This is a genomic window from Myxococcales bacterium, assembly GCA_016717005.1.
Taxonomy (GTDB): domain Bacteria; phylum Myxococcota_A; class Polyangia; order Haliangiales; family Haliangiaceae; genus UBA2376.
Window position 1 is genome coordinate 806,190 of record JADJUF010000001.1, and the last position, 13,329, is coordinate 819,518.

At 73.8% G+C, this 13,329-nt stretch carries 12 protein-coding genes; 4 read left to right on the forward strand and 8 right to left on the reverse strand.

Features of this window, described 5'->3' with window-relative positions; translation table 11 throughout:
- Nucleotides 1–93: 93 nt before the first annotated feature.
- Nucleotides 94–1,272, forward strand: coding sequence for an ATP-binding protein (locus IPL61_03410; GenBank protein ID MBK9030379.1), 1,179 nt, complete (start codon nt 94–96; stop codon nt 1,270–1,272).
- Nucleotides 1,269–3,524 carry an ATP-binding protein gene (locus IPL61_03415; GenBank protein ID MBK9030380.1) on the forward strand — a complete coding sequence of 752 codons (2,256 nt, stop codon included), beginning with the start codon at nt 1,269–1,271 and terminating at the stop codon, nt 3,522–3,524. The genes IPL61_03410 and IPL61_03415 overlap by 4 nt, the downstream gene beginning before the upstream one ends.
- A 22-nt stretch (nt 3,525–3,546) precedes the next feature.
- Here IPL61_03415 and IPL61_03420 read toward each other — a convergent pair whose 3' ends face one another.
- Entirely contained in the window at nt 3,547–4,917 is a 1,371-nt protein-coding gene (locus tag IPL61_03420) for an L-serine ammonia-lyase (protein MBK9030381.1), read from the reverse strand.
- A 28-nt stretch (nt 4,918–4,945) separates the two neighbouring features.
- Between IPL61_03420 and IPL61_03425 the strand changes: the two genes are divergently transcribed.
- Nucleotides 4,946–5,482, forward strand: coding sequence for a GNAT family N-acetyltransferase (locus tag IPL61_03425; GenBank protein ID MBK9030382.1), 537 nt, complete (start codon nt 4,946–4,948; stop codon nt 5,480–5,482).
- A 97-nt stretch (nt 5,483–5,579) separates the two neighbouring features.
- Nucleotides 5,580–7,310, forward strand: a complete 1,731-nt coding sequence (locus tag IPL61_03430) for an ammonia-forming cytochrome c nitrite reductase subunit c552 (protein MBK9030383.1) — start codon at nt 5,580–5,582, stop codon at nt 7,308–7,310.
- Here the strand turns inward: IPL61_03430 and IPL61_03435 are convergent.
- The 7 genes from IPL61_03435 to IPL61_03465 all read right to left on the reverse strand — a co-directional run bounded on the left by IPL61_03435 (nt 7,285) and on the right by IPL61_03465 (nt 13,114).
- Nucleotides 7,285–8,475 (reverse strand): MFS transporter, encoded by a 1,191-nt coding sequence (locus IPL61_03435; GenBank protein ID MBK9030384.1) that lies wholly within the window; start codon nt 8,473–8,475, stop codon nt 7,285–7,287. The genes IPL61_03430 and IPL61_03435 overlap by 26 nt on opposite strands.
- Nucleotides 8,475–9,449, reverse strand: a complete 975-nt coding sequence (locus IPL61_03440) for a HEAT repeat domain-containing protein (protein ID MBK9030385.1) — start codon at nt 9,447–9,449, stop codon at nt 8,475–8,477. Before IPL61_03440 ends, IPL61_03435 begins: the two co-directional genes overlap by 1 nt.
- A gap of 539 nt (nt 9,450–9,988) precedes the next feature.
- Nucleotides 9,989–11,125, reverse strand: a complete 1,137-nt coding sequence (locus IPL61_03445; GenBank protein MBK9030386.1) for a hypothetical protein — start codon at nt 11,123–11,125, stop codon at nt 9,989–9,991.
- Between the two features lie 63 nt (nt 11,126–11,188).
- Nucleotides 11,189–11,383, reverse strand: a complete 195-nt coding sequence (locus IPL61_03450) for a hypothetical protein (GenBank protein ID MBK9030387.1) — start codon at nt 11,381–11,383, stop codon at nt 11,189–11,191.
- A gap of 50 nt (nt 11,384–11,433) precedes the next feature.
- Entirely contained in the window at nt 11,434–11,958 is a 525-nt protein-coding gene (locus IPL61_03455) for a TlpA family protein disulfide reductase (protein MBK9030388.1), read from the reverse strand.
- Nucleotides 11,955–12,452: a hypothetical protein gene (locus tag IPL61_03460; protein MBK9030389.1), complete on the reverse strand. Its 498-nt coding sequence runs from the start codon at nt 12,450–12,452 to the stop codon at nt 11,955–11,957. The genes IPL61_03455 and IPL61_03460 overlap by 4 nt, the downstream gene beginning before the upstream one ends.
- Nucleotides 12,449–13,114 (reverse strand): hypothetical protein, encoded by a 666-nt coding sequence (locus IPL61_03465; GenBank protein MBK9030390.1) that lies wholly within the window; start codon nt 13,112–13,114, stop codon nt 12,449–12,451. Before IPL61_03465 ends, IPL61_03460 begins: the two co-directional genes overlap by 4 nt.
- Nucleotides 13,115–13,329 lie beyond the last annotated feature (215 nt).

A 13,329-nucleotide genomic window follows, 5' to 3' on the forward strand; every position in this document is an offset into this window, starting at 1 on the left:
ATCGCGCTTGACGCACAACGAACTTGCTGTACAACGTAGTTGTTGCACAACGCGACTGCTGTGCAGCGTGGGCATGCACGAGGTGGGCGGCACATGAAGATCATCGTCGGTAACACCGCAGAAGGAGATAACTTCTTTGGTCGACTCGGAGAACTGGCCCACCTCGACCGGTTGCTCGAAGGCCACCACGTCCTCCTGCTCGCGCCCCGCCGCGTGGGCAAGAGCTCGCTGTTGCGGGCGTACCGGGCGCGGCCACGCACCGATGGCGCGGTCGTCGTCTACGCCGACGTACAGGACATCCGTCCCAGCGCCGACGCTGAGGCGCAGTTCGTTCGCACGGTCCTCGACGCGATCTACACCACGCCGGCCGGCAAGGTAGCTCGCCCGGGCTGGTGGTCGCGGTGGCGCGCCGGGCGCACATCCCGCATCAAGCAGGTGCAGCTCCCGGGCGGTGCCGGCGCTGAGCTCGAGCACCTCGCCACGGCGTGGCAGCACGATGCCGACGCAGCCTTCGCGCGCGTCCTCGCGGGCGCCCCCCGTTGGGTCGTCTTGATCGATGAGCTGCCCAACGTGGTCGCGGCCCTGGCCGACCTCGACGCGAGCGGCGTGCGCGCGCGGGCGTTCCTGGCCTGGTTCCGCGCGCTGCGCAATCGCTGCGACGGCAAGCTCCACTTCGTGGTGTGCGGCTCGATCGGCCTCGACAACGTCGCCCGGCGCCTGCGCTGCACCGACACGATCAACGATCTGTGCTCGTGGACCATCGGCGCGTTCTCGGCCGAGGACGCCGATGCGTTCCTGGTCGCGCTGGGCGAGGCCTACGGCGCGGCGCTCACGCCCGAAGTGCGCGCGGCGATCGCGCACGAGCTGGAGTGGCTGATCCCGCACCACCTCCAGGCGATGGCCCAGGAGCTCATCGGCGCGGGCCGCACGACGATCGCCCCCGCCAGCGTCGCCGCGGCCACCGAGGCGCTGCTCGCCAACCGGACGTACTTCAACACCTGGGACGAGCGGCTGACGACCTCGCTCGGCGTCCCCCACGATGACCACGCGCGCGCGCTGCTGGTCGCCTGCGCGCACGATCGCGCGGGCGTGAGCCGGAGCATCCTCGCGCAGACGCTCGCGGCCGCCGGCGTCGGCGACAGCGATCGGGCCAAGACGCTCTCCTGGCTCATCGAGGTCCTGGTCCACGACGGCTACCTGGTCCTCGCTGACGACCGATATCGCTTTCGCTCGGCCCTCCTCCGCCGCTACTGGCTCCGGAACTTCGCATGACCCAACGCACCCGCCCGACCACCCTTCACAACCCGCACCTGCTCAGCAAGGACGAGCTGATCGCCGGCTTCATCGCCCGCCAGCCGCTCCTGGACGAGCTGGTCGATGATCTGCGCCGCGGCGGCGGACAGCACCACCTGCTGGTCGGCGCGCGCGGCACCGGCAAGACCACGCTGCTCCTGCGCCTAGGGCTGGCCATCGACGACGATCCGGCGCTGGCCAGGCGGGCCATCGCGCTGCGCTTCCCCGAGGAGCAGTACAACATCATCCGCGCCTCGGACCTGTGGCTCAACTGCCTCGACGCGCTGGTCGACGCGCTCGAGCGGCGCGGCGCCACCGACGAGGCCAAGCGCCTCGAGGCCGTGATCGACGAGACCGACGCGCTCGACGACGAGGCCGAGCGGGCCGAGCGCGCGCTGGGGCAGCTCAGCGCCTGGGCCCGGCGCGCCAAGCGGCTGGTCGTGCTCTTGGTCGACAACCTCGACCTGGTCTTCGACCGCCTGAGCGAGTCGCACTGGGCGCTGCGCAAGGTGCTGACCGAGGACAAGCGCCTGGTGCTGGTCGGCGCCAGCTCGAGCGCGGTGCCCGAGACGTTCGAGTACGGCCAGGCGTTCTACGACTTCTTCAACGTCCACGAGCTGGGCGGGCTCGACGACGACGAGGCGCGCCGCGTGCTGGTGCGCCTGTCGGAGGTGCTGGGCACGCCGCAGGTGACGCAGGCCATCACTGACAACCCGGGGCGCCTGAAGTCGCTGCTGTTGCTCAGCGGTGGGACCCCGCGCACCCTGCAGCTCCTGCACGGCGTCCTGGCGCTCGGCAGCACCCGCAGCGCCGAGCGCGACATCGAGCTGATGCTCGACCAGGTCACGCCGTACTACAAGGCGCGCTTCGAGGACCTGCCGGCGCAGGCGCAGCAGATCGTCGACGCGGTGGCGCTGCACTGGCACCCGATGACCGCGATCGAGTGCGCCGACAAGACCCGGCTCGACGTGACGCTGGTGTCGGCCCAGCTCACGCGCCTGGCGCGCCAGGGCGTGATCGCCAAGGTGCCGCACGTCAGCGGCAAGCTGGGGTTCCAGATCGCCGAGCGGTTCTTCGGCATCTGGTACATGATGCGCGCCAGCCGGCGCCTGCGGCGCAAGCTGTTCTGGCTGGCGGTGTGTGTGCAGCAGCTGTACGGCCACGACGAGCTCGAGCGCCAGGCCGCGGACCTGCTGACCGCGACCGAGGGCCTCGCCGACGCGGATCCGGCGAGGTTGCTGGCGTTCGCCGAGGCGTCGCAGGACCCGACGATGAAGCGGCGGCTCGAGCGGCGCGCGGTGTCGATGCTGGTGCGAGCCGGCGAATCGGCGCAGCAGTGGAACGGCCTCGACCTCGATGGCGCGGATCGCGACCTCAGAGACCACGCCGACTATGCACGCCGCCTCAAGCAGGTTCACCGGATGATCGAGAAGCACATAGTGCCGCCGGAGGGAATGACGGCGACGCAATGCGCCGACGCGATGACCGGGGCACCAATTGCCTCCCTCGCTGAAAAAGAGCAAATTGCCGCCAACATCGCATCCGGCGACAGCGGCTCGGTTCATCTCCTCAATGCGCAGTCCGATAATAATTTCTGGCCAGAGGAACTACTCCGCGCCGTTCGACATGCCGAGATTGTGTCATTTGCTGACGCCAACTCTGTCGATGACGTCGACGACATCCTCAGTCGGGCCCGCGAGGCGGATCGCTCCGAAGTGCTCGCGTACATCGCAGGCTTGGCGTCACCCGCGGCTTCCGACGACGCTTTCGCGAGGCCAGAGCGGATCGACGTTGGGCTGGCGGTGATCTGGTCGCTTTCGAACGCACAGCACTGGCCGATCGCGAAGACTCGGATTGCAGAGGCCCTTTCACGGATCGATGACGATTCCGATCCGTTGTGGCAAGACGCGACGGTCTGGGTGATGGCGGCGAGTTTCGAGCGCGCCCGCGAGGCCGCCGACCTGTTGCATGAACTCAACCTCCACGAGCGCGCCCTGCCGCTCTACGAGGCGTTGCGCGCGTTCGCCGACGGCAAGACCGGCGACCTGACCCATCTCGCGCCCGAGGTCCGCGTCCCCACCGAACAGTACCTCGCTAGGTTTCGTGCCGCGGCGAGAGCTGACGCGGCCTCGCCCGCGCCACCGTCGCGCGCCCCCCCCAAGGCCGTGAGATCAGTGACAGCGCGCGCTGGCAAGCGAGGCGGTCCACGCCAGCGGACGCGGCGGACCTGAGCCCGCCCGCCCGCACCGCCGCTCAGCACTCGATGATGTTGACGGCGAGGCCGCCGCGGGCGGTCTCCTTGTACTTGCTCGACATGTCGGCGCCGGTCTCGCGCATGGTCCGGATGACCTTGTCGAGGGAGACCTTGTGGCTGCCGTCGCCCTGCAGCGCGATCCGGGCGGCGTTGATGGCCTTGACCGCGCCCATCGCGTTGCGCTCGATGCACGGCACCTGGACCAGCCCGCCGATCGGATCGCAGGTGAGCCCGAGGTTGTGCTCCATGCCGATCTCGGCGGCGTTCTCGACCTGGGCCGGCGTGCCGCCCATGACCTCGCACAGGGCACCCGCCGCCATCGAGCAGGCCACGCCGACCTCGCCCTGGCACCCGACCTCGGCGCCCGAGATCGACGCGTTCTCCTTGTAGAGGATCGCGATCGCGGCCGCGGTGAGCAGGAACCGCACGACGCCGTCGTCGTCGGCGTTGGGCACGAACCGCCGGTAGTACTCGAGCACGGCCGGGATGACCCCAGCGGCGCCGTTGGTGGGCGCGGTGACGACCCGGCCGCCCGCGGCGTTCTCCTCGTTGACCGCGAGCGCGAACAGGTTGACCCAGTCGATCACCAGCAGCGGATCGCCGCCGGTCTTGCTCGCGGTCCGCAGCCGGCGATGGATCGCCGCGGCCCGGCGCCGGACCTTGAGGCCCCCAGGCAGGATCCCCTCACGCTCACACCCGCGCTGGATCGACGCCTCCATCGCGCGCCACAGGTGCATCACCTGGCCGCGCACGTCGACGCCCGGCTGGCGCGCGACCTCGTTGCGGAGCATCACCGTCGAGATCGACAGGCCGTGCTCCTCGGCGACCGCCAGCAGCTCCGCGCCGGTGCCGAACGGGTGCGGCACCGCGACCTCGGGCGCGGCCCCGTCCGGGACGCCGTCGGCGCCGACCACGAAGCCGCCGCCGACCGAGTAGTAGACCCGCTGGGCGATCACCGCGCCGCCGGCGCCGCGGGCCGAGAACCGCATGCCGTTCGAGTGCAGCGGCAGGGTCTCGCGCCGACGGAACAGGATCGCGCTCGCCGGCAACAGCTCGACCGGGTGGCGGCCCAGGAGCCGGAGCTCGCCCGCCTGGGCCACGGCCGCGACCCGCGCCGGGATCGCGTCGACGTCGACGGTCTCGGGATCCTCACCCTCGAGCCCGAGGATCACCGCGACGTCGGAGCCGTGGCCCTTGCCGGTGAAGCCCAGGCTGCCGAACAGCTCGATCTTCACCGCGGCGGTCTGCTCGAACAGCCCGCTGGCCTCGAGGTGCTCGGCGAACCGCCGCGCGGCCCGCATCGGCCCCACCGTGTGCGAGCTCGATGGACCGATGCCGATCTTGAAGATGTCAAACACCGAGAGGTGCATGCGGGTCCAGCACGGTACCATCGCGGCGGTGCCCGCGCTCACCACCACCCGCCTGGAGCTGTGGCCGATCACGCTGCCGTTCGTGGAGGCCGTGATGGCCGGCGACCGCGCGGCGGCCGAGGCGGTGTGCGGCGCGCCGCTGCCGACAGCGTGGCCCGGGCCCGATCTGATCGCCCGGGCGTTCGCGCCGTCGATCGAGGAGGTCCGGGCCGATCCCGACACACGGCTGTGGGGCGACACGCTCCTGATCGCGCGCACCGGTCGGCGCCGGGTGGTCGGCAGCGTCGTGTTCCACGGCCGCCCGCGCGACGGCGTCGCCGAGGTCGGGTACGGCGTCGACGATGACGAGCAGCGCCAGGGCTTCGCGACCGAGGGCGCGCGCGCGTGCGTCGAGTGGGCGCTGGCCGAGCCGGGCGTCACGGCCGTGACCGCGACCACGTTCCCGTGGCACACCGCGTCGCTGCGGGTGATCGCGCACCTCGGCATGCGCCCGTGCGGGCAGCGCGAGCACCCGTTCCTGGGCGAGCTGCTGGTGTTCGAGCGCCGCGGGCCGAGCGGCGGCTGACCGCCGCGAGCACCACGACCGCCCCGGGTGGCAGCGGCGGCGGGCGATCGCCCGCGCCGCGTGATCGGCCGCGCCAGCCAGGCGGTATGGTCGGGCGGTGTCCCGTCGGCCCCTCGCGATCGCCGTCGTCGGCGCGGCCGCGCTGGGGCTCGCGCTGGCCGTGAGCGCGTCGGGCCGCCGCGGCGCCCGCCCGCTGGCCCTGACGCCGCCGGCCCGGCCCGCGGCGGTCGCGGCGCTGATCGCGGCGGCCCCGCCCTCGACCGAGGTCAGCAACATCGACGACGACGCCTACGTCGGCCCGGCCGCCTGCATCGAGTGCCACCCCGAAAACGGCGCGCGCTGGCGCGCGGGGTTGCACGCGACGATGACCCAGGTGGCCACGCGCGCGGCGGTGGTCGGCCGCTTCGACGGCGCCCTGCTGCGCTACGGCGACGGCCGCGCGCGGTTCGACTGGCGGGACGACGCGCCGACGATGGAGCTGACCAGCGGCGACGGCGTCACCCGCCGCTTCAAGGTCACGCGCACGATCGGCACCCGGGCGCTGCAGGAGTACGTCGGGGTCGCGCAGGACGATCCCGCCGGGATCGAGGTGCGGCTGCCGTTCGGCTGGTGGCGCGCGCGCGCCGACTGGTACCCGCAGCCGTACTACGACTCGTGGTTCGACGCCGAGTGGCAGGGTGAGCGCCTCGCGTTCGATCCCACGGCGGCGGCGCTCGAGCCCTGGGCCGATCGCTGCGCCTGGTGCCACAACACCTACCCGTTCGCGCTGCGCGCGGCGCGCCCCGACGTCGGCGTCGGCCCCGAGCGCGACCTCGCGCCGATGCCGCCGCTGATCACCGACAACCACCTGCCGATCGAGCGGCTGGTCACGGTCGGCATCAGCTGCGAGAGCTGTCATTTCGGCGGCCGCGCCCACGCCGAGGCGCCCGAGCAGGTCGCGCCGACCTTCGCGCCGCGCGGCCCCAAGGTCATCCCGGTCGACGACGCCCCGCTGCCGCCGACCGATCGCGACGATCCGCAGACGATCGGCGCGATCTGCGCGCAGTGCCACTCGACGCCGTCGCCGCGCTTCCCCGACGGCAGCCCCGCGCGCAACTCGAGCGAGTCGCTGGCGTTGGCCGCGGGCGCGTGCGCCAGCGCGATCCGCTGCGTCGACTGCCACGATCCCCACCAGCGCGGCCCCGACGCCGGCGGGCCCGATCGCGCGGCCCACCTCGCGGCGTGCGCGCGGTGCCACCCGGCGCTGGCCAGCCCGGCCGCGGCCCAGGCCCACGCCCGCCACGCCCCCGAGGACGCGTCGTGCCTCGACTGCCACCTGCCGCGGCTGGTGCAGGGCATCGGCACCTACGTGCGCTCGCACCGGATCTCGTCGCCGGGCGACCGGGACATGCTGGCCGCGGGCGCGCCCAACGCGTGCAACCTGTGCCACCTCGATCGCTCGATCACCTGGACCGCGCGGGCGCTGGCGGACTGGGGGGTCACGATCGCGCCGCGGCCGGCGTGGCGGGCGGCCTACGGCGGCGACCTCGACCGCGCGGTCGGCCCGATCTGGCTGGCGCACCGGGAGGCGTACGTGCGCATGGCGGCGGCGGCCGCTTATGCCCGGGTCGGCGATCGCGCGGCGCTGCCCCGGCTGATCGAGGTGCTCGACGACGACCACGCCAACACCCGCACGTGGATCCTGCTCGCGGTCGAGGCGCTGGCCGGGCGCCGGCTGCCGGTCGACCTGTACGATCCGCTGGCGCCGCCGGCGGTACGGGCGCGCCAGCTCGTCGAGCTGCGGCGCTGGGCCGCCGCCCTCGCTAGGGCGTCGGCGCGCCGACCGTGACCCGGCGCAGCGCGACCGCCGCGAGGATCGCCAGGCCGGCCAGGCCGATCACGCCGCACAGCTGCATCGCGCTGGTGGCGCCGTAGAGCCCGGCGATCGGCGCGAACACGCCCATCGCGCCGCGGCGCACGATGCTCTCGACCGACAGGATCGTGGCGCGCCGGCCCGAGTCGGTGATCTCGCGGTTGAGCAGCGGCTTGATCAGCGGCGAGTAGAGGCCGTTGGCCACGGCCTGCACCGCGAGCAAGAGCAGCACCCAGTTGCCGCGCAGCTCGGCCATCAGCACGAACGACACCGCCAGGCCGCCCAGCAGCGACCACAAGAGCACGTCGTCGCCGAGGCGCCGGCGCAGCGCGTGGACGCGGTGGGCCACCGCCGACGCGGTCAGGTACACCGCCGCGTAGACCAGGCCGATCTCGGCGTACGAGAAGTCGTGGCCGTTGAGCAGCGGCTGGTAGAGGTACACGGTCGCGCGCAGCAGCACGAACACCACCGCCGAGTAGCCGATGATCCACGCCAGGCGGCCGTTGCCGGCGACCTCGCCCAGCGCGCTGCGCATGTGCCCGACCCAGGTCCGCCACTGCAACATCGCGGCCCGGTCGCTGCGCGACACCGCCACGCGATCGTCGCGCATCGTCGCGGCGGTCGCGAACGCCGCGAGCGCCACGCCCGCGGTCACCAGGTACGGCAGGCCGAGATCGATCATCGCCAGGCCGCCGCCGGCGGCGTAGGCCACCGCGCTGCCGGCCTGGTGCCAGGCCGACGCGGTGCTCTCGCGCTGGCCGTACTCGTGGGCGACGCCGTTGCTGGCCAGCAGATCGAACAGGTAGGCCGAGTCGGCGCCCGAGCACAGCGACATCGACACCGCCGCGAGGCACTCGCTGACCAGGAACCCACCGAAGCCGTGGGCGTGCCACGCCAGCAGGCACGACGCCGCCATCATCACCGCGCCGGCCATCATCGACGTGCGCCGGCCCAGCCGATCGGCGAAGGCGCCGGTGGGGATCTCGACGACGATCACCACCGCGCTGTAGATGCCGCCCAGGATCATGACGTCGCGGAACGTGAGGCCCCGCGACAGCATGTACGGGACGAAGATCGGCACCCACAGGTACGAGGTCGCCAGCAGGCGGAACAGGTAGAACAGCCGCAGGTCGCGCGCCATCACGGCACCTCGGCGCGGGGCGCGGTGACGATGATGATCGCCTCGCACGCGGTCAGCTGATCGACGTCGCGCGCCGACTCGAGCGCGGCCACCAGCGGCGGCAGCACCGGCACCGGATCGAGCGCCGGCGCCAGCGTCGCCAGCGCCAGCGCCGCCTCGACCCGCAGCGACGCGACGTCGAGCATGGCCTCGAGCGCCGGACGCGCGGCCTGATCGTGAGCCCGGGCCAGCGCGGCCGCGGCGGCCGGCCGGAACCGCGCGTCGGCCAGCGCCGCCCGGGCGCCGAGCACCGCGTCGGCGTCGCCGGTGGCGGCCAGCGCGATCGTCGCGCGGGTGCGATCGTCGGGGTCGGCCTTGGCGTCAGCGACGATCGAGGCGAGCAGCTTGATCGCGCCGGCGTCGCCGCGCGTGGCCAGCACCTCGGCCGCGCCCAGGCGGAGCTGGCTGAGCCCGAGCAGCTGGCGCAGGAACGGATCGCCGCCGGGATCGCCGGCGCGCGCGAACGCCCGGGCCGCGTCGGCCCGCACGTCGCGGCGGGTGGAGTCGGCCAGCGCCCGGGTCAGCTCGGCGCGCCCGGCCTCGTCGCCGCAGCGGAGCAGCGCCTCGGCCACCTCGATCTTGGCGATCGCGCTGGGCTCGTCCTCGAGCGCGGCCGTCAACGCGGCCATCCCCGCCGGCTCGCACGCGCGCGCCAGCACCAGCGCGGCGCTGCGCTGGATCCGCGGCGACGGCGAGGTCAGCAGGCCGCGGGTGATCGTCAAGGCCCGGGCCCGCGCCGCGGCCGGATCGATCGCGGGCGGCGGCGGTGGCGGTGGCGCCAGCGCCGGCGCCTCGGGCACCGAGGTCGTGGCCTGCTTCGAGGTCGACACCGACGACAGCTTCACGACCGCGAGCACGGCGATCAGCGCGACCGCGACGCCGAGCGCCAGGCGGGTCCAGCGCCGGTCGCCGCCGTGCACGCGCGCGACCGGCACCTCGACCGCGGGCGCGGGCTGGACGACGAGCGGGGCGGCCGCGGCGCGCCGGCCCCCGGAAGCTGGCGGAGGCGCGGCCGCTGCCGGCGTCGGCGCCGCAGTCGGCGTCGGGGCCGTCGGGCCCGCAGTCGGCGCCGGCGCCGCAGTCGGAGTCGGCGCCGCAGTCGGCGTCGGCGCCGACGTCGCAGTCGGAGTCGGAGTCGGAGTCGGAGTCGGAGTCGGAGTCGGAGTCGGAGTCGGAGTCGGAGTCGGAGTCGGAGTCGGAGTCGGAGTCGGCGCCGCAGTCGGCGCCGGCGCCGCGGCCAGCGTCGGCGCCGCGGTCGCAGTCGGCGCCGGCGTCGGCGCGGCAGTCGGCGTCGGCGCGGCAGTCGGAGCCGGGGCCGGAGTCGGCGCCGGCGCCGCCAGCGGCCGCGAGATCTGCGCGGCGCCGTCGGCGCACGCCGCGCTGCAGAAGCCCACGACCGCGCCGCCGCGCACCCGCACCACGCGCGCGCGCACGGCGTCGATGGGCCTGCCACAGCCGGGGCAGATCGCCGCGGTCATGGGAACGCCAGCACCTTGGCATCGCCGTGGATCGCGATCAGCTCGTCGACGTACGCGAGCGCGCGATCGCGGCGGCCCAGCACCGCGTCGATCTCGGCGTCGGTGAGCAGCTGCTCGAACTCGCCGGTGTCGGGCGACAGCACCGCGCGCAGGCGCGGCTCGTCGAGGGCGCGCAGGCGCGCGACCAGCGCGCGCGAGAACGTCTGCACCCGCTGCAGGTACAGGTGGCTCTTGTGGTGGCCCTGGCGGTTCTTGCCGAACGCCAGCGTGTTGTCCATGAAGTACAGGATGGTGTTGTCCTCGGACATGCGCGCGTTCGAGCCGGTCCAGCGGTCGGTGTTGCCGATCACGAAGTCGAACAACGCCATCGTCGACAGCTGCTTGCACAGCTCGAGCCGCGCCGGCGGGATCGAGGCCCCGGCCTTGAGCCAGCGCCGCCAGGTGACGATGCCGTCGGTCGCGTCGATGCGGACGCCGCCGTCGAGCTTGCCGTCGGCCAGCACCGGGATCCACCACGACAGCTCGCCGCGCAGGCGCCCCTGGCGCGGGATGGTCTCGTCGCGCAGGCGGGCCCGGGCCACGCCGTCGCCGCGGTCGACCGCCGCGATCAGGACGTCGACCGGGTAGCTCACCGCGATCGCGGGCGGCACCCGGCCGATGCCGAGCAAGCGATCGATCCGGTACGCGGCGATCTCGCGCCGCGGGTTCGACTGGCCGAAGATCTGGTCGGGCTTGAACGCGGCGCGGGCGCCGTTGTCGAAGTCGAGCCGCAGCGACAGCGAGGTCCCGCCGCGGTTGACCTTGATCCGGGTCGGGGCGCCGACGCGCAGCGGCGCCAGCAGCTCGTCGTCGGGGCGGCCGGCGAACGACCACACCGGCGCCAGGGGATCGACGGCCACCAGCGGCGCCGGCGGCGCGGGCGCGGGCGCGGGGGGTGCGGGCGCGGGCTCCGGCGGCCGCGGCGTCGTCGCCATGCGCTGCAGCGCGGCCCGCACCACCACCGCCACGTCCCGGCGTGGCGCGACCTCGGGGCCGCGCAGCTCGGTCATGACCGACGACGCCCCCCAGGCGACCCCACCGAGGATCGCGACGAGCGTCACCGCCTCGACGGCGATGCATGAACCGAGTCGCACGAAAAAAATTCTAGCAGTGCCACTCGCGTAACCGCAAAAACGGTGCAGTGCGCACCGGACGCCTCACCCCGCGCCGCCCTCCTCCACGAAGCCGGCCTTGCGGTGGCGCGCCGTCGGCACGTGGGCCTGCCAGCACTTCTCGTCGCAGAACACCAGCTTCTGCCGGCCGGTGTTGCACGACGCCACCGTGCAGCGCACGTGGCGCGCACCGACGGCGATCGGCTTCCGACAGGTCGCGCAGGCAGCGGAGACGGCCACGGCTCCCTTGGTAGCACGCCCGGCCGGTCGCCGCGTACTTCGATAAGCGGTTATGGCGCGGCCAGCAACCGCGCCACCGCGGTCTCGATCTGGCTCGGTCGGCTCGCGACCGCCGCCACCACCCCCGCGCGATCGATCACGACCGCGTGCGGGAGCTGGTGGACGCCGTACCGCTCGGAGGTCGTGTCGTCGTCGGCCGCCAGCACCATCTGGTAGCGGCGCTGATCGAACAGCGCGCGGGCCTTGGCCCGGTCGTCGACGTTGACCGCGACCACGACCACGCGATCACCCCACCGCCGCGCGGCCGCGTCGAGGTGCGGCAGCGACAGCAGGCACGGCTCGCACCACGTGGCCCAGAACTCGACCACGACCACCCGGCCCCGCAGCGTCGACAGCGCCACCGGCGGGCCGTCGCGGCCGGCGGCCTCGATCCGCGGCAGCGCGAAGTCCGGTGCCGGCTGCCCCGGCACCAGCGGTCGCAGCCAGTCGAGGTGCGTGACCACCCAGCCCACGTTGATCGCCAGGCACGCGGCCACCACCGCCACGACCAGCCAGCGCGGGCGCGGCACGGTCACGGCGCCACCGCGCGCCGACGCGCCGCGCCGACGGCCACGACCAAGGGCCAGACGCCGGCCGCCGCCACCAGCGCCAGCGCCAGCGCGGCCGGCATCGGCACCAGCCGAGCCACCGTGCTGGTGGCGATCGCCGCGAGCGCCGGCGCCAGCGCGACCACGCACCCCAGATCGGCGTCGCGCCCCAGCTCGCGGCGCGCGCCCGCCGCCAGCCACACCACCAGCGTCCCGATCGCCACCGCCACCAGCGGCACGGTCGCCGCCGCGGTCAGGACCGCGACCATCGGCGCCACCGCCGCCCGCGGCCCGAACTCGAGCCCGATCCACACGGCCGCCACCAGCGTGCGGGTGTGCGCGGCCAGCACCGCGATCACCACCGCCCACGCCAGATCGATGCCCGGCCGACCGCTGACCGTCGCCGCCTCGGCCCGCGCCATGGCGCGCCGGGGCGCGACCACCGCCTCGCCCCAGCGATCGAGGAGGCGGCCGTCGGTCACTTCCCGCTCGCGCGCTGCGACACGATCTTGCGGGCCTGGGCCGCGACCGCGGTCGGGATGCCCTTGCTCGACGCGATCAACCGCAGATCGCGCTCGCGCATGTGGATCAGGAACTTGGCCGACTCGGTGAGCGGCGTCTTGGGGTTCATGATCAGGGACTTCTTCACCCCGTAGAGCCGCGTCCAGTCGCGGCGGGTGGCGATGTAGCGGACTACGTCATCCGACAGCCCGTGGTTACCGGCGTACTTGGCGGCCTCGAGATCGGTCACCCCCGGCGACTTGATCGCGGCGACCGCGACCATCTTCATCGGATCGCGGATCAAGATCGCGCGCGCGAACGCGTTGCCGAGCGTGGCCAGGCGGATCTTCGCCGGGATGCCGAGCTTGCCGATCGGCACGTCCTTGTCGTCGACCGCGGGCGCCTGATCCTCGCCCTCGGCGATCGCCACGCCGTCCTCGCCGGCGCGGTCGTCGGGCGCGATGACCGCGGTGTCGGCGACGGTCGCGACCCCGGCCAGCGCCTGCGAGAAGGCGTCGTCGTCGGCGCTGGCCCCGCCCTGCCCGCTCGACACCAGCCGGGCCAGCTCGTCCCAGGCCGAGATGCCGCTGACGCGGACGCCGGCGCGGGCCGCCAGCTCGACCGCGCGATCGACCGTCGACATGCGCGCGTGGCGTTGCCGTACATCGCCGCGATGATGTCGGGGCAGCGCAAGAGCCGCTGCTCGTTGGCCGCGATCACGTCGACCTGCGCGGCGGTCGCGACCGCGGCGATGTCGACGATCGTGGCGTCGCCGACCGCCGGCGCCAGGATCAGCGCCTCGATCAGCGCCGGCGCCTTGCGGATCCGCGGCACCAGCCAGTCGATGACCAGCGGATC